General features: G+C 57.7%; 10 protein-coding genes. 7 read left to right on the forward strand and 3 right to left on the reverse strand.

The window, feature by feature from the left end:
* Nucleotides 1-115: 115 nt before the first annotated feature.
* Complete coding sequence (locus ACR0JW_RS03165) at nucleotides 116-1,051, reverse strand: hypothetical protein (RefSeq protein WP_170676751.1); 936 nt, start codon at nucleotides 1,049-1,051, stop codon at nucleotides 116-118.
* Between the two features lie 176 nt (nucleotides 1,052-1,227).
* Between ACR0JW_RS03165 and metG the strand changes: the two genes are divergently transcribed.
* From metG to ACR0JW_RS03180, 3 genes are all read left to right on the forward strand, one after another.
* Nucleotides 1,228-2,946 carry a methionine--tRNA ligase gene (metG, locus tag ACR0JW_RS03170; RefSeq protein ID WP_480713572.1) on the forward strand — a complete coding sequence of 573 codons (1,719 nt, stop codon included), beginning with the start codon at nucleotides 1,228-1,230 and terminating at the stop codon, nucleotides 2,944-2,946.
* Nucleotides 2,947-3,183: 237 nt separating this feature from the next.
* A complete protein-coding gene (locus tag ACR0JW_RS03175) occupies nucleotides 3,184-4,362 on the forward strand; it encodes an efflux RND transporter periplasmic adaptor subunit (RefSeq protein WP_480713573.1) in 1,179 nt (392 codons plus the stop codon).
* Nucleotides 4,363-4,365: 3 nt separating this feature from the next.
* The gene (locus tag ACR0JW_RS03180) at nucleotides 4,366-7,503 is read left to right on the forward strand and encodes an efflux RND transporter permease subunit (RefSeq protein WP_480713574.1); all 3,138 of its coding nucleotides are present in this window, start codon (nucleotides 4,366-4,368) and stop codon (nucleotides 7,501-7,503) included.
* Between the two features lie 45 nt (nucleotides 7,504-7,548).
* Here the strand turns inward: ACR0JW_RS03180 and glpD are convergent, their stop codons facing one another.
* On the reverse strand, nucleotides 7,549-9,144 hold the full coding sequence (gene glpD, locus ACR0JW_RS03185; RefSeq protein ID WP_480713575.1) for a glycerol-3-phosphate dehydrogenase: 1,596 nt from the start codon (nucleotides 9,142-9,144) through the stop codon (nucleotides 7,549-7,551).
* A gap of 189 nt (nucleotides 9,145-9,333) precedes the next feature.
* On the opposite strand from glpD, the gene ACR0JW_RS03190 reads away from it, so the two are divergent.
* The 4 genes from ACR0JW_RS03190 to ACR0JW_RS03205 all read left to right on the forward strand — a co-directional run bounded on the left by ACR0JW_RS03190 (nucleotide 9,334) and on the right by ACR0JW_RS03205 (nucleotide 13,409).
* Nucleotides 9,334-10,095: a DeoR/GlpR family DNA-binding transcription regulator gene (locus ACR0JW_RS03190; RefSeq protein WP_170676743.1), complete on the forward strand. Its 762-nt coding sequence runs from the start codon at nucleotides 9,334-9,336 to the stop codon at nucleotides 10,093-10,095.
* 210 nt (nucleotides 10,096-10,305) lie between these two features.
* Entirely contained in the window at nucleotides 10,306-10,668 is a 363-nt protein-coding gene (locus tag ACR0JW_RS03195; RefSeq protein ID WP_170616246.1) for a DUF3302 domain-containing protein, read from the forward strand.
* Between the two features lie 21 nt (nucleotides 10,669-10,689).
* A complete protein-coding gene (locus ACR0JW_RS03200) occupies nucleotides 10,690-11,835 on the forward strand; it encodes an HlyD family secretion protein (RefSeq protein WP_170616245.1) in 1,146 nt (381 codons plus the stop codon).
* An 11-nt stretch (nucleotides 11,836-11,846) separates the two neighbouring features.
* A complete protein-coding gene (locus tag ACR0JW_RS03205; protein ID WP_170676741.1) occupies nucleotides 11,847-13,409 on the forward strand; it encodes an efflux transporter outer membrane subunit in 1,563 nt (520 codons plus the stop codon).
* Nucleotides 13,410-13,412: 3 nt separating this feature from the next.
* Here ACR0JW_RS03205 and mprF read toward each other — a convergent pair whose 3' ends face one another.
* Nucleotides 13,413-16,022 carry a bifunctional lysylphosphatidylglycerol flippase/synthetase MprF gene (gene mprF / locus ACR0JW_RS03210; RefSeq protein ID WP_170676739.1) on the reverse strand — a complete coding sequence of 870 codons (2,610 nt, stop codon included), beginning with the start codon at nucleotides 16,020-16,022 and terminating at the stop codon, nucleotides 13,413-13,415.
* Nucleotides 16,023-16,030 lie beyond the last annotated feature (8 nt).

The raw sequence follows: 16,030 nt of genomic DNA on the forward strand, positions 1-16,030 counted from the left end.
AAGGGCCGGGAAAGTCCCGGCCCGGGCTCGACAGTGTTCGGCCTGCGCCTTTTCACGACGTGCTGCGGCATAGTTGGTTGTTCAAGCAGTCGTGTGAAGAACTAAGCCCCGGATGCTACTCCGATGGCGGAGAAGACGGGATCATTTCATCCAGAATTGAACCTGCCTCATATCCCAGCAGATCAACCTCCATTCGCCTCGGATCTCCGAAAGCCCAGGCGCCTACGTGACGTTGCATTCTCTCATAGCCGACGAAATCGGCCATCGCCTTGTTGCCATGTGCATTTTCCGCAAACATGACCTGGCCCGCCGCAACTTTCCGCGGCATCACCCGCTCCAGATACAGTTCCACGACATTGATCCCCGTAACATTGGACCCGCCGTGATGAACGACATACATTTTGTCCCAGTCTTCTTTACTGACGGCGGCACGCGCATCTGACACGGCCTTGTGTAACGTGGACAACTCGGCCCGAGCCGCTTGGCGCATGTTGGCCGCCCAAACCGGACGCATCTCGTTGATCGCGTTTGCTACGTCCTGCCGCGTGAGGGTACCGTGCTTGACCGCCCCGCTGGTGAAGGTGCGCGCGGCCTCAAGCATCTGTCGTTGTCGGGAAATCTCGTTTTCAGGCAGGTCAAGGCCCTCCAACGACGGCAACAACGTGTCGATTTCTTGCGCAATGGCTGCAAAGTCCTTTTTCCACCTTGCATCAGCGTCATCTTCCTCGGGCCAGGGGGTGACGGCACCGATGATCCCTAAAAGAACGTGGGATGTGGACTTGAATATTAGATAGTTTGGCGCGCCCCTGGGAAAGGACACCTGACCATTCTCGGACAGGATCGTAACATCCCGCGCGATCACCATGACCGGTCGGGTCTGAGACGTTAGTGCATCCTGGCCACGGCGAAAAACCGACAGCATCGCCTTGTCAAAGCTTTCAATCGCATCCATGGCTTTGCTTTGGTCAGCCTGAACACTCGGCGTGGCGAATGCTGTCAGACACAGAATGGCGGACACCTGTATCAGGCGATGAACCCCGAATAGCTTCATTTCAAACCCCCGTTAACAAATTGCGCGACCATCATACATGGTCCGGGACCACCGCGCGAAGGCTACATTGCTTCTGCACTTACGCGTCTTTTCGGGCGTCTATCGGTGTAACCGGTCTTTTGCTGGCGAGATTCATGCTGTAGACGGGCGCGCAGACAGATACGCGGAAACGGAAAATGGCTCGGATTCTCATCACCTCGGCGATCCCTTACATCAATGGGATCAAGCACCTCGGCAATCTGATCGGCTCGCAATTGCCTGCCGATCTTTACGCACGCTACCAGCGTGGCCGGGGAAATGAGGTAATGTTCCTTTGCGCCACCGATGAACACGGCACTCCGGCCGAACTGGCTGCCGCCAAGGCAGGAAAGCCGGTCGCGGAATATTGCGCCGAGATGTACGGCATTCAGGCCGATATCGCCAAGCGGTTTGGCCTGAGCTTCGATCACTTCGGACGCTCGTCCAGCGAGCAGAACAAGAAATTGACGCAGCATTTTGCAGGCAAACTGGATGACGCCGGACTGATCCGCGAAGTCAGCGAGAAACAGGTCTATTCCAACGCCGACAAACGGTTCCTGCCCGACCGCTACATCGAGGGCACCTGCCCCAACTGTGGCTACGAGCGCGCGCGCGGTGACCAGTGCGAGAATTGCACCAAGCAGCTGGACCCGACCGACTTGATCGAGCCACGCTCGGCCATTTCCGGCTCGACCGATCTGGAAGTGCGCGAAACCAAGCATCTGTATCTGCGTCAATCAGCGATGAAAGACCAGTTGGATGCATGGATCGACAGCAAGACAGACTGGCCAATCCTGACCACATCGATTGCGAAAAAGTGGCTGCATGACGGCGACGGCCTGCAAGACCGGGGTATCACCCGCGATCTGGAATGGGGCGTTCCGGTCAAGAAAGGCGAACAGGACTGGCCGGGAATGGAGGGCAAGGTCTTCTATGTCTGGTTCGACGCGCCGATTGAATACATCGCCTGCGCCAAGGAATGGGCAGATGCGAACGGCAGGACCGACGCCGATTGGGAACGCTGGTGGCGTACCGACAAGGGTGCCGATGACGTGCGTTACGTTCAGTTCATGGGCAAGGACAACGTGCCCTTCCACACCCTGTCTTTCCCGGCAACCATTCTGGGATCGGGCGAGCCTTGGAAGATGGTGGACCATCTGAAATCCTTCAACTACCTGAACTACGATGGTGGACAGTTCTCGACCTCTCAGGGGCGTGGCGTGTTCATGGATCAGGCGCTGGAGATCCTGCCTGCCGATTACTGGCGCTGGTGGTTGCTGAGCCATGCGCCCGAAAGCAGCGACAGTGAGTTCACCTGGGAAAACTTCCAGCAATCCGTGAACAAGGATCTGGCCGACGTGCTGGGCAACTTCGTCAGCCGTATTACCAAGTTCTGCCGCTCGAAATTCGGCGAGGCCGTGCCGGAAGGCGGTGCCTTCGGCGACCGGGAACAGGCGCTGATTGACGAGCTCACCAAACGTGTTCGCGCTTATGAAGGTCACATGGAGGCGATGGATGTCCGCAAATCCGCGCAAGAACTGCGGGCCATCTGGGTTGCGGGCAATGAATATCTGCAAGCCGCCGCCCCTTGGTCGACCTTCAAGGAAGACCCCGAACAGGCTGCCGCGCAGGTCCGGCTGGGCCTGAACCTGATCCGGCTTTATGCAGTTCTAAGCGCGCCGTTCATCCCCGACACCTCGGCCCGGATGTTGAGTGCGATGAACACGCTGGACACCGGCTGGCCCGACAATGTCGCCGACGCGCTCAACGCCCTGCCCGCCGGTCACGCGTTCACAGTGCCCGAGGTTTTGTTCGCCAAGATCACCGACGAACAACGCGAAGACTGGCAAACGCGGTTTGCCGGAACGCGCACCTGACCGAACATTCATGTGAAATACCAAAACGGGGGCCGCTTGAGCCCCCGTTTTTGTTTGGGCACCGACCTAAATGTACCAATCGGCGGAGAAATCTCTGCATGCATAGTGGAAGGGAACACATTCAAGACACTTGAGATATTGTCTTAAAGCGGCCATCCTGCCACGTAATTCCGCCGACTCAAAAAGGCACACATGCCATCGCGGCGCCTAATCCATAGATTGAACGAGGCTCTTTCCATGTCCCTTGCAGCAAAGCACCCGATTTTCCGTAGCAGCGGAGCAGTCAGGACACTTGGCAAGTATTTTGCCGTTCTGGCCTGTCTGGGCATGGTCCAACCTGTGCTGGCACAGGAACAAAGCGACGCGCCGCCGCCCAAGGTTTCCATCGCGGCCGCCTATTCCGAGGAAATCACTGACGAGGCCGTGTTCATCGGGCGCGCCGAAGCCATCGACAAGGTCGATATTGTCGCCCGGGTCAGCGGGTTTCTTGACAGTCAGAATGTTGAGGACGGGGCGTCCGTGACCCAGGGCGACCTGCTGTTCACTATTGAACCCGACCTGTATCAGGCCACTCTGGAGGCTCGCAAAGCCGATCTGGACCGGGCCGAGGCCAATCTGGAACTGGCCAAGGTCGATTTGGCCCGTAAGGAAGAATTGTACAAGCGCGACGCGACGCCGGAATCGGAACGCGATATTGCCCGCGCCAACGAGCTGGTCGCCGAGGCCGAGGTGAAAGCGGCCAATGCCGCCATTCAACAGGCAGAACTGGACCTGAGCTACACTGAAATTCACGCGCCTTTCACGGGCCGGATCGGACGGGTATCCACCAGTGTCGGCGACGTCGTCGGCCCGACCAATCCGCCACTTGTCAATCTGGTCAGCGAAGCGCCGATCTATGTCAATTTCTCGCTGAACGAAAAACAGTTCACCACGGTTCTGCAGGCCGTCGATGAAAATGCCTCATCCCTGGCCGAAAGCAACAAAAGCCCGGTGGTCAGGGTGACGCTGCCCAATGGCACAGAGCTGGGCGAAACCGGCGAGATCGTATTTGTCGACAACCGCATTGACCCGCTGACCGGCGCCATCACCGTCCGCGCCCAGTTCGACAACGAAAGCCGCCTGATCCTCGACGGTGCATTCCTGAATGTCCATATCGAGGCATTGGAGCCCACCTTGCGGGTTCTGGTCCCGCAGGCTGCACTGCAACGCGATCAGCGCGGCGAATTCGTTCTGGTCGTCAACGACAAACAGATGGTCGAACAACGCTATATCACCACCGGCGATACATTCGGCACCGCCATCATCGTGCTTGACGGGCTGCGCGAGGGAGAAAGCGTCATCGTCGAAGGGCTGCAAAGGGTTCGCCCGGGTGTCGCGGTGGATGCGGTTGTCGCATCCGAGCAGCCGGGAGAATAACGGATGTTCTCAGCCCTGTTCATCAGCCGGCCCAAGCTGGCGCTTGTCATCTCGCTTGTTCTGACGATCATGGGCGGCATCGGCTACCTTGTCCTGCCGGTCGCCCAGTTCCCTGACATCACGCCACCTGTCGTCAGCGTCACGACGACCTATACAGGCGCGAACGCTGAAACCGTGGAAAACACCGTGGCCGCCCCGATCGAGGCGCAGGTTAACGGTGTGGACGACATGATCTACATGACGTCAACCTCATCCGATAACGGATCGTATTCGCTGAACATTACGTTTGAAGTGGGCACCGACCCTGACATCGCTTCGGTCAACGTGCAAAACCGCGTGGCGCAGGCCATGTCGTCATTGCCGACCGAAGTGACTGCATCCGGCGTGGTTACACAGAAAGCATCGACAAACATGTTGCTGCTTGTGACGCTGACATCGCCCAATGGCACTTATGACAGCGTCTTCCTGTCGAACTATGCCTCAATTAACCTGAAGGACGCGCTGGCGCGTGTGCAGGGTGTAGGTAAGGCGGATGTTCTGACCAATCTGGAATACGCCATGCGGATCTGGATGGATCCCGACAAGATGGCCGCGCTGTCCATTACGCCCGGCGATGTGATCAACGCCATCCGCGAACAGAATATCGAAGTTTCGGCAGGTTCAATCGGGTCGCCGCCCGTGCCGGAAGGACAGACATTCCAGTACACGATCAAGACCAAGGGACGCCTGACATCGGCTGCCGAATTCGGTGAAATTGTCATTCGGACCGGTGATGCGGGCTCGATCGTTCGGGTCCGGGATATCGCGCGGGTCGAACTTGGGGCCCAGTTCTACTCGGCTTCGGGGTATTTCCAATCTGTACCGGCCACCGTGCTTGGCATTTATCAGGCACCCGGAGCAAACGCGCTGGCCGTGTCCGAGCGTGTGCAGGCGGAACTCGAACGATTGTCTCGCGCCTTCCCGACAGATGTCGAATATCAGGTGCCGTTCAACACCACCGATTTTGTCCAGCAATCGCTGAACGATGTGGTCTCGACCCTGATCCTGACCTTCATTCTGGTGATCTCGGTTGTGTTCGTTTTTCTTGGCAGTTGGCGCGCGACGATTATCCCGGCTGTGGCGATTCCTGTATCACTGATCGGGACATTCGCCTTTTTGCTGCTTTTCGGGATGTCGCTGAACACGATCTCTCTGTTTGCATTGGTGTTGGCCATCGGGATCGTGGTGGACGACGCGATCGTTGTCGTTGAAAATGTCGAACGGATCATCGCGGACGAGGGCCTGCCCCCAGCAGAGGCAACCCGCAAGGCGATGGGTCAGATCACCGGGCCGGTCATCGCGACCACTCTGGTTCTGCTGGCCGTCTTTGTGCCCGTGACTTTCATGCCCGGTATCTCGGGACGATTGTATTCACAGTTTGCCGTCACAATCTCGACCGCGGTGGTGATTTCGTCGATCAACGCACTGACGCTTTCGCCCGCTTTGTGCGGCCTTGTGCTGAAGGAACGCTCTGGCCCGCCCAAAGGCCTGCTTGCCGTGTTTGAGAAGTTCATTGGCACGGTACGCGGCGGGTATGTCGCCATTGTGCGCAAACTTCTGATCCTGCCGATCATCGCGCTGGGTGTCATCGTTGCCCTTGCCATGGGTACCGGCACGATCATGTCGAACACGTCCAGCGGCTTTATCCCGCTCGAGGACAACGGCTATCTATTTGTCGACGTTCAATTGCCGGACGCCGCCACATTGGAACGGACCGAAGCCGTCACGCGCCGTGTGGATGCGCAGATTCAGGAAATCCCCGGTGTCGCAAGCACGGTTCTGGTCAACGGGTTTTCTTTGCTGAACGGAACGATCACCAACGGCGCTGCGATCTTCGTAAACCTCGATAATTGGGATGATCGGCAAGAGGACGACCTGAGCGCAAATGCCATCCTTGCCAAAGTTCTGGCAATCGCAAACGGCGAGTCCGCTGCATCGATCGTGGCGTTCAACCCACCGCCCATTCAGGGTCTTGGCATGTCCGCCGGTGTCGAGATGGAGGTTCAGCAGACCGGTGGCGGTACGCCCCAGGATCTGGCATCGGCGGTAGGCTCGTTCGTGTACGCAGCCAATCAGCGCCCGGAAATCGGTCAGGCCTATACCACTTTCCGCGCGAATGTCCCGCAGCTGTTTGTCGATCTGGACCGCGAGAAGGCCAAGACGCTGCAAGTGTCCGTGGCCGAGATCTTTCAGACCATGCAGGCGCAGTTGGGGTCGTACTATGTCAACGACTTCAACCTGTTTGGCCGGGTCTATCGCGTGATGATCCAGGCGGACGGCACCTATCGCGACAATGTCGAAGACATCTCCAACCTGTATGTGCGGTCCACCAAGGGTGAGATGGTGCCACTCGGCACTTTGATCGACGTCGAGAACGTGCTGGGGCCGGTCCTGCTGAAACGTCACAACCTGTTCCGATCCGCGACCGTGACAGCAGTACCCGCACCGGGGCTGTCCAGCGGCGACGCGATCACTGTGATGACCGAGGAATCGGCAAACGCCCTGCCCCCCGGTTACGCCTTCGAATGGACCGGGACCGCGCAGCAACAATTGGCGTCGGGCAGTCTGGTTATAGTGATCCTGGGACTGGCGATTCTGTTCGGCTACCTGTTCCTTGTCGGACAATATGAAAGCTGGACTTTGCCTGTCTCGATCCTGCTGTCTGTTATCGTCGCCCTGTTCGGCGCCGTCGCTGCAGTGGCCATCGTGGGAAGTGACATCAATCTTTACACGCAGATCGGGATGATCATGCTTGTGGGGCTTGCCTCGAAGAACGGCATTCTGATTGTCGAATTTGCGATGGAGCAGCGCGCCAATGGCCTGTCGATCCGAGACGCGGCGGCCGAGGCCGCATTCCAGCGTTTCCGCGCGGTTATGATGACCGCACTTTCGTTCCTGCTGGGCGTTGTGCCATTGCTTGCAGCCAATGGCGCGGGCGCGGCCAGCCAGAAGGCCATCGGCGTGGCTGTATTTGGCGGAATGCTGGCGGCCACGCTGGTCGGCGTCATTCTTGTGCCTGTCCTGTACGCTCTGATGCAAAGCCTGCGGGAATGGGTCAAGGGCACCCGGAATGATCCGGCGCCGCCGGAAGAGACTGCATAAGGCAGAAAAAAGCCCCGCATTTTCTGCGGGGCTTTTTTCTGTCCATCAGGCGGATACGGCTACGCCTGACCGTTTTCGCTCATCCATCCACTGCTGAATGCGCGCAATCTGTTCGCTGCTCAGGCGAAGACCCAGTTTGTTCCGCCGCCAGATTGCATCCTCGGCATCACGCGCGAATTCCCGGTCCATCAGCCACGCCAGTTCACGAGCCGTCAACGAGGCTCCGAACCCCTCCCCCAGATCTTCTGCGTTTTGGGCCTTGCCCAGCATCAGGCGCGCTTCGGTTCCATAGGCCCGGATCAGACGGCGCGCCCATTTTTCGTCCAGAAAACCGTAATCCGATCGCAAACCCTGAACCAGATCCTCTATCCCGTCGACCGGAAAATCACCCCCCGGCAACGCGACACCAGCGGTCCACGGTCCGGACAGAGCCGGGAAATGTTCGGCAACCTTTTCCATCGCGCTTTCGGCCAGCCGGCGATAGGTCGTGATTTTTCCGCCGAAGACATTCAGAACAGGCGCACCGCCCTGTGCATCGACCTTGAGCGTATAATCCCGCGTCGCGGCCGTAGCGCTCCTGGCCCCGTCATCATAAAGCGGGCGTACGCCGGAATAGGTCCATACGACAGCCTCGCGCGATACGGGTTGATCAAAGTACTTCGAGGCGAACGCACACAGATAGTCCTGCTCGTCCTCGGTGCAGACCGGCAGCTGGGACGGATCGGGATGATCCTGATCGGTGGTTCCGATCAACGTGAAATCCTGCTCATAAGGAATTGCAAATATGATCCGGCCATCTTCACCCTGAAAGAAATAGCATTTGTCGTGATCGTAAAGCTTACGCGTCACGATATGGCTGCCGCGAACCAACCGCACGCCATCGCGCGAATTCATGCGGATCCTGGTCTGAATAATGTCGCCGACCCAGGGGCCGCCGGCATTGATCAGCATCTTTGCACGAATGACACGTTGGGTTCCGCTATCCCGGTCTCGAACCGTTACATTCCACAGCCCGTCAACGCGATCTGCTGACATGACTTCGGTGCGAACCATGATCTCGGCCCCTCGTGCCTGCGCATCGCGGGCGTTCAGGACGACTAGGCGCGAATCCTCGATCCAGCAGTCGGAATACTCATAGGCGGTTTCGAATTTACCTTTCAAAGGCCTGCCTTCCGGCACCGATCGCAGGTTCAATGACGATGTGCCCGGCAGGATTTTGCGGCCGCCGAGATGGTCATAGAGAAATAGACCCAACCGGATCAGCCAGGCCGGACGCCTGCCCCGCATCCATGGCATCACTGTGCTGAGCAGCCGCGAAGTCGGCGTTTCCGCGTCAAATCGCATGTCCTTGTGATAGGGCAGCACAAAGCGCATTGGCCAACTGATATGCGGCATGGCCCGCAGCAGGGTTTCGCGTTCGATCAAGGCCTCTCGGACAAGGCGAAACTCGAAGTATTCGAGATACCGCAACCCTCCGTGAAACAGCTTTGTCGATGCCGACGACGTGGCCGAGGCCAGATCGTTCATTTCAGCCAGGCTAACCGAAAGACCCCGCCCGGCGGCGTCCCGGGCGATGCCACATCCGTTGATCCCCCCGCCGATGATGAAAAGGTCGGTGATCAGGTTTTCCTGCGCTTCCATAGCTGGTCGATTCTCTGTCTGGAAAAACTATGCGCATTAACTGTTGTCGCCTTCGCATCGTCAACTATATTTTTCGTTTTCTTTCGCTTTTACGAAATTTTCATTGAGAATTGGCCCAGAAATTCATTCCTCTTGAAAAATTCGAAAAAAAGAACAAAAACGAATGCACCTTAGAACACAGGTGTTTGCATGTCTCTTTCCTTCCGTCAGTCCGACATACTGGAAATCGCTCGCCAACAAGGGCGAGTGACTGTCGAAGGGCTGGCGGAACAGTTCAGCGTGACGGTGCAGACCATTCGCAGGGATCTGGCGGAACTGGCTGACATGGGGAAACTCGACCGTGTCCATGGGGGCGCCGTTTTGCACTCGGGCGTTTCAAATATCGGTTACGAAGACCGCCGGGGCCTGAATGAAGAGGCCAAGTCCCGTATTGGCGAATTATGCGCAGCCAGCATTCCGGACGGGGCATCGGTATTCATGAACATCGGAACCTCGACCGAAGCTGTCGCCCGGCATCTGCTGGACCACAAGAACCTGATGGTCGTTACCAACAACATGAATGTTGCCAACATACTGGTTGAAAACCCCGAATGTAGGATCGTGGTGGCGGGTGGGGTCCTGCGCCGCTCTGACGGCGGCCTGATCGGAGATTTGACGGCCTCGACCATTCGGCAGTTCAAGGTCGATTACGCGATCATCGGATGTTCGGCACTGGATGCCGATGGCGATCTTCTGGATTTCGACTTTCAGGAGGTTCAGGTCAGCCAGACGATCATCGCACAGGCACGGCAGACGTTTCTTGTGGCGGATCAGTCCAAGTTTCAACGCACCGCCCCGGCGCGAATCGCATCGCTGGCCGATATCGGGATGTTCTTCACGGACCACGCTTTGCCACATGATCTGAACGCTAAATGTGAGGAATGGGAGACTCAGGTGAAGCTCTGCCTTTAACCTGCGGTGCGGATTACATTTCTGCCGGTTTCATTGCCCCATTCCTTGCCAGATATCCAATCGCCTGCCAGTATCGGGACAATTTACGGTTGTTCTTGCCTTTGGGGTCACTTGATTTGGGCCTGATCCCGCCGGGCAGAGACAATTCGATTGACGTACCGGGCACCTACGCCTGAGGATGGGGTACCTTCCCAAAATGGAGGCACGAGCATGGGGTTACTGGGTCAGCCGCTGGAATTTTATGACTACCTGACATTTGTCGCGCTGATATTGCTGCTTGCGGCGGTCATGGGCTTGTTCCTGTTCATCATGGGGTTGCCCGGTCGCATCGCGATCAAGCGCAATCACCCGCATGCCGAGGCCGTCAAGATCATGGGCTGGATGGGTTTTTTGGCCATCGTGCCTTGGGTTCACGCCTTTATCTGGGCTTTCCACGACGGTGTAACCGTTGATTTTCGCCGCGGACCAGATGAAGAAAAAGATGCTATCCGGAATGAAATCAAACGGTTGGGCGGCGTCGTGAAACCGGAATACCGCGACGCGCTTGATACAGACGACGCGCAGAAAAGCTAAGGCCAGAGGAAGTCAAAACACATGTTCGTCGCCCTTGGCATCACGCTGTTTTACATCATTTTCGTCTGGTTCATTTTCTTCAAGGCGCAATGGCTGAAATTCAATATCGTCTGGGGCATCGTCTCGTTCTGGGTCGGCGCACATTTGCTGCTGATCTTTCTGGTCGCCTTGCGGTTTTTTCAGCCATTCTCGATCGACAGTCATGTTGTCAGGTCAACTATCCAGATCGTTCCCCGTTTGACGCAACCAACGGTGTTGACCGAGGTTCTGGTTGAACCCAACACCGAGGTCAAAAAGGGCGACCCGCTTTATCGTTTTGACGACACGGTGTTCTCGCTTGCGGTGGACAACGCGACAGCCCAGCTTGTTGCCGCTGAACAAAATGCGAAAATTCTTGAACAGGATGTCATAGCCGCGTCCGAGGCAATTGAGCGTGCAAATGCGCAGTTGGCCTATGCGAAGACGCAACAGGCCCGATACGAGAATCTTGTTCCTGCGGGTGGCGCCCGTCAGGATGAGCTTGACCGTTGGAACGAGCAGGTCACTGAGGATCAGGCACAGGTGCACGAAGCCGAAGCCAATCTTGAAAAGGCAAAGCTGGCGCAAGCCTCGCAGATCGATGGCGTTAATACCGGTATCCTGCAGGCCCAGTCGCAGTTGGACGAAGCCAAGTACTTCCTCGATAACACGACGATCTATGCGCCCGAAGACGGCATGATTGTTTCTCAGCAGGCCCGGCCCGGCCTGGTTGTCGGGGATATCCGTCTGGGTGCAATCGCAAGCTTTGTAACAAAGGACAATCCCTATGTCCTGGCCACCTACCGTCAACAGAACCTGAAATTCGTCGAACCCGGTCAGCCGGTTGAGGTGGCGCTGGACCTGTATCCCGGCGAAATCCTGACCGGCAAGGTCGAGGCGATCTGGTGGGCAACCCGGCAAGGTCAATACCTGCCTTCAGGCCGCCTGCCGGGCTTTGAACTGCCCAAATTGCCCGGACGGATCGCCGTACAGATTTCGGTCGATATCCCTGAGGGGCACACCTTCCCTGCGGGCGGTCACGCTGCAGTGGCGATTTATACCGGTCAGGGCAAGAGTTTTGAGTTTCTCAGGCGCATCAACATCCGCCTTTATTCCTTCGCCAACTTCATCCGACCGCTGGATATTTGAGGACGCGCATCATGATTCGGGCCAGAACCTTCCGCAGATTGATGGGCAGCGCGCTTTGTGTCGTGACCTTTGCAGCCTGCACTCCGGTTGGCCCGGACTTTGTGCGCCCGAACTCTCCGGTCGTCAAACAATGGATCGAAGTGAACAATCCCAACACGGGGCAAAGCGGACTGACCTCGCGCAGCGCGCCCGTGGTAAAATGGTGGGAAACTTTCAACGACCCCACCCTGAACAGACTGATCGCCGAAGCCTATGCGCAAAACCTGACCTTGCAGGTAGCCGGGGCGCGTGTGCTGCAGGCGCGGGCGCAGTTGGGCATCGCGTTTGGAGAGCTTTATCCGCAATCGCAGGCAGTCGGTGCGTCGCTTGAAAGGCGGCAGATCAGCGACAACCTCAATCCGGTGTCCGATATCAACCGCATCATCCCGCTGGACACGGAGTTCTCGACTTCGCAGGTCGGGTTCGACGCGCAATGGGAACTGGATGTCTGGGGCGCGCAGCGGCGCGGCGTTCAGGCTGCACGGTCCAATCTGGCTTTGCAGGTTGCCAACTATGACGATGCCCTTGTGACGCTGACGGGTGATGTTGCCGCCCTTTACGTCAATATCCGCGCCCTGCAGGAATCCCTGGTCGTTGCACAGGAGAATATCCGACTTCAGCAGGAATCTGCGGATCTGACGCAGCTGCGGTTCAACAACGGCGTCACGACCGAGTTGGATGTGCAGGAATCCACCGCCTTGTTGAACAATACAAAAGCGCTGGTTCCTGAACTGCAAAGCGACTTGCAGCAAGCTAAGAATGCGTTGGCCGTTTTGCTGGGGCAACCGCCATCGCGCTTGACCAGCCTGCTTGGAAGTTCTGGCCGTATCCCCTCGGCAAGGTCCAATGTCGCGGTCGGTGTACCTGCGGAACTGTTGCGCCGTCGCCCGGATGTTCGGGCCGCTGAACTGGCTGCGGCAACGCAATCCGCTCAGGTCGGGATTGCGATGGCCGACCTTTATCCGCAGTTCATCCTTTCGGGTTCAATCGGCCTGCAAGCATCGGGCGGGCGCGACCTGTTCAACGCCAACAGCACCATCGGGCTGGCCAGCGCGGGTGTTGTCTGGAACGTACTCAACTATGGTCGGATCAAGAACAACGTGCGGGCGCAGGACGCCGCATATCAGGCCCTGATCGCCAACTATCAGAACACGGTCCTGACTGCCTATTCCGAGGTTGAAAGCGCCATGGTCGCCTATGCGCAGGCCCGCAAGCAGGTCGAATTCTATCAGAACAGTGTCACGGCCTCGCGCCGGGCGGCCGAGATTGCGATCAGCCAATATCGTGATGGCATCGCCAGCTATTCACGGATTCTGAACACGCAAACCGCCCTGTTGCGGTCGCAAGCCAACCTGATCAGCGCACGTCAACAAGTGTCCAGCAATCTGGTCGCTGTCTACAAAGGTTTGGGCGGTGGATGGCAGATCCGGCAGAATCAGGAGTTCTTGCCCGGCACCGTTCTGGCCGAAATGGCATATCGCACCGACTGGGGTGATCTGCTGGAAAAGGCCCCGACCGGTGTCAGCCTGAACTAGGTTCTATTTTGTCAGCCCCCGCAACCCGCCCGAGATCAGGATATTCACCTCGTAGAGGATGCGTGGTGCCGCCAGACCGCCGGGGCTTGCCAGATAGTTAGGGCTCCACTCGGGGTCGAATTTCTGTTTGAACGCACGCAGGCCTTCGAAGTGATAGAACTGCTCGCCGTGTTCGTAGACAAACCCCCCGATCCGGTTCCAGAGCGAAGCCAGTTGCCGGTTTTCTATCCCTGAAAACGGCGCAGCTCCGAGAGAGAACCAGTGGAACCCCTGCTCGGACCCCCACACCATCATCTCGGCGAACAAAGCATCCATGACGAAACTGGCGCTGTCAGGCTCGTAACGCATCAGGTCCAACGACAGTTCAGACTTGTTCCCGCCCTGAAACAGATTGGCGAAGGCCACGATCCTGCCGGTTTCGGTATTGCGCAGAATGGCGTGATCGAAATACGAAAGATACTCGTAGTCGAAACCTCCCAAGGCAAAGCCCTTCTCTTCGCCCGCCTTACCGGCCAGCCAGTGATCCGAGATTTCACGCAATTCCGGCAGGACCGGTTTCAGGTCCTCCTTCGGAATGATCTCGAACACATAGCCATCACGTATGGCCCTGTTCTTGGCCTGCCGAAACCGTTTGCGTGATTTGCCGTCCAACGAAAACCCTTGCAGCGGAACCCGCGCGACCTCGCCAATTTTCAGGATCGAAAGGCCCAGATCCAGAAAGGTTGGCAGGTATTTGGTCGAAACACTGTAGAAAGCACACAGCTTGCCTTCGCGGTCCGCCCGTTCGCGCAGTTGCCAGATCAGCTGCTGACCCGCGGTCTCATCTCCCACAGGCTCTCCCTTGGTGATCAGCGCGTTTCCGGTGTCGGCATAGGCAAGAAACGCGGTTTCATCCGGCGAGATCAGGAACTGCTTGTCGCCCGTCAGAGAAATCTGGGCTTCGGTGTCTTCGCTTTGCAACGCAAGCCGTTCCACCGCCTCCGGTATTTCGGTTCGCACCTGAACCGGGATTTCGCGCCCGAACAGGGAATTGACAGCCACCACCCCAAGGATAACCGCAACCACCAGACTGGACCTGAGAAAACGCGAGGCATCGCCGTTCCAGGCGAACTCCCACCACAGGGCGTTTTGATATTCAACGTGCGAATACGCGAACAAACCGATCCAAAAAATCACCGCCATCAGTGCCAGCACACTGACCAGCCATGGAATATTCAGACGGAAGACCGACGCGCCGCTGACCCGGTAAAACGCGCCGCGAAACACCGCAAGAACGGCAATGGTCACCACCATACTCAGCGCTTCATGGATATCCAGGCCGCGGGTGAGCGAAGCGATGAATCCGGCCACCATCAGAACCATCGCGACGACCCAGGCGCGATAGAGCTTACGGAACAAGCCGCGTGATACGAGGATCAGCAGAACCCCAACCACACTGCCCGCCAGATGCGAGGCTTCGACGAACGAAAGCGGCAATACCTCGCGTAACGCGCCAAGGCTTTGGGAATTGGACGGCAGCGCGCCGGACACCAGTAATACAACTCCAGCCACTGCAGAAACGCCAGCTGCAACCATTGGAACAATCGGGCGAAAAGCGCGATAGACCCAACTGGCAGCCCCGCCAATCCTGTCGCGCTGTGTCAGCGCATAGGCCACAGCAATGGACAGGCTGGCGATGACGAAGGGCAAAAACGTGTAAACCACGCGATACAGCAACAAGGCTGCGATCACATCCGATCGGCCAGAGGCACCGAGACCCGCGATCAGTGTAGCCTCGAACACACCGATCCCGCCGGGCGCGTGGCTGAGGATACCGACGGCAATTGCCGCCACGTAGATGGCAAAGAAATACGGAAACCCGACGCCCAGATCGTCCGGCATCAGAACATACAGTGTCATTGATGCGCCAAACAGATCCCCTACTGCCGCCAGCGTCAAAAGGCTGGCCAGCTTTCCTCCGGGCAGGTTGAAGCCAAACCCACCATAAGCCAGACGGCGCCCGCCGCTGGCAAGCCAGACAAACAGAGCCGCCAACCCGGCCAGCAGGCACAGGCCGATTACGGTTTCGGTCGTTTCACTGATCGGAAGAACCTGAGATATCCCGTCCGGATGCAACGTCAGCAAGATGCCAAGGATCAGGACCATACCCATCCAGAAGGCCACCCAAGAGGTGGCGATAACCCCGGCCACACGGGCCAGATCCAGCCCAAGCGACGCATAGATCCGATACCGGATCGCGGTTCCCGTGATGTAGGAAAACCCCAGACAGTTTGACACAGCATAGCCACTGGCCCCGGCCATTCCGGCGACCGGCAGCGGAACCTTGTCTTCCGCCAAGCTTTTGACCGCAAACACATCGTAAAAGGACAGCGACAGAAAACTGAATGCGGTCCAGCACAGCGCGAAAAACATGAGCTTCCAGGACGTACCCGCAATATCGGTCTGAACGTCGGACCATTTCACATGCGAAGACAACTCGTGCAGGACGGTCAGCGCAATGATCGTGATGAGGATCGGAACCGCGATACGAACCCAGGGTCTTTCCAGCATGGCCGCAGCCTTCTCGGCCACCCTTAAAACCCGGGAATCGTCACTTGTTTCCTGTACGGTCATCACGACAT

The organism is Ruegeria sp. BG6, assembly GCF_056538465.1.

Bases quoted from the DNA above. Each gene is read 5' to 3' on its own strand.
- ACR0JW_RS03175 (WP_480713573.1), top strand. From the start codon at position 3,184: ATGTCCCTTGCAGCAAAGCACCCGATTTTCCGTAGCAGCGGAGCAGTC.
- mprF (WP_170676739.1), bottom strand. From the start codon at position 16,022: ATGACCGTACAGGAAACAAGTGACGATTCCCGGGTTTTAAGGGTGGCC.
- ACR0JW_RS03205 (WP_170676741.1), top strand. From the start codon at position 11,847: ATGATTCGGGCCAGAACCTTCCGCAGATTGATGGGCAGCGCGCTTTGT.
- metG (WP_480713572.1), top strand. From the start codon at position 1,228: ATGGCTCGGATTCTCATCACCTCGGCGATCCCTTACATCAATGGGATC.
- ACR0JW_RS03190 (WP_170676743.1), top strand. From the start codon at position 9,334: ATGTCTCTTTCCTTCCGTCAGTCCGACATACTGGAAATCGCTCGCCAA.
- ACR0JW_RS03180 (WP_480713574.1), top strand. From the start codon at position 4,366: ATGTTCTCAGCCCTGTTCATCAGCCGGCCCAAGCTGGCGCTTGTCATC.
- glpD (WP_480713575.1), bottom strand. From the start codon at position 9,144: ATGGAAGCGCAGGAAAACCTGATCACCGACCTTTTCATCATCGGCGGG.
- ACR0JW_RS03195 (WP_170616246.1), top strand. From the start codon at position 10,306: ATGGGGTTACTGGGTCAGCCGCTGGAATTTTATGACTACCTGACATTT.
- ACR0JW_RS03165 (WP_170676751.1), bottom strand. From the start codon at position 1,051: ATGAAGCTATTCGGGGTTCATCGCCTGATACAGGTGTCCGCCATTCTG.
- ACR0JW_RS03200 (WP_170616245.1), top strand. From the start codon at position 10,690: ATGTTCGTCGCCCTTGGCATCACGCTGTTTTACATCATTTTCGTCTGG.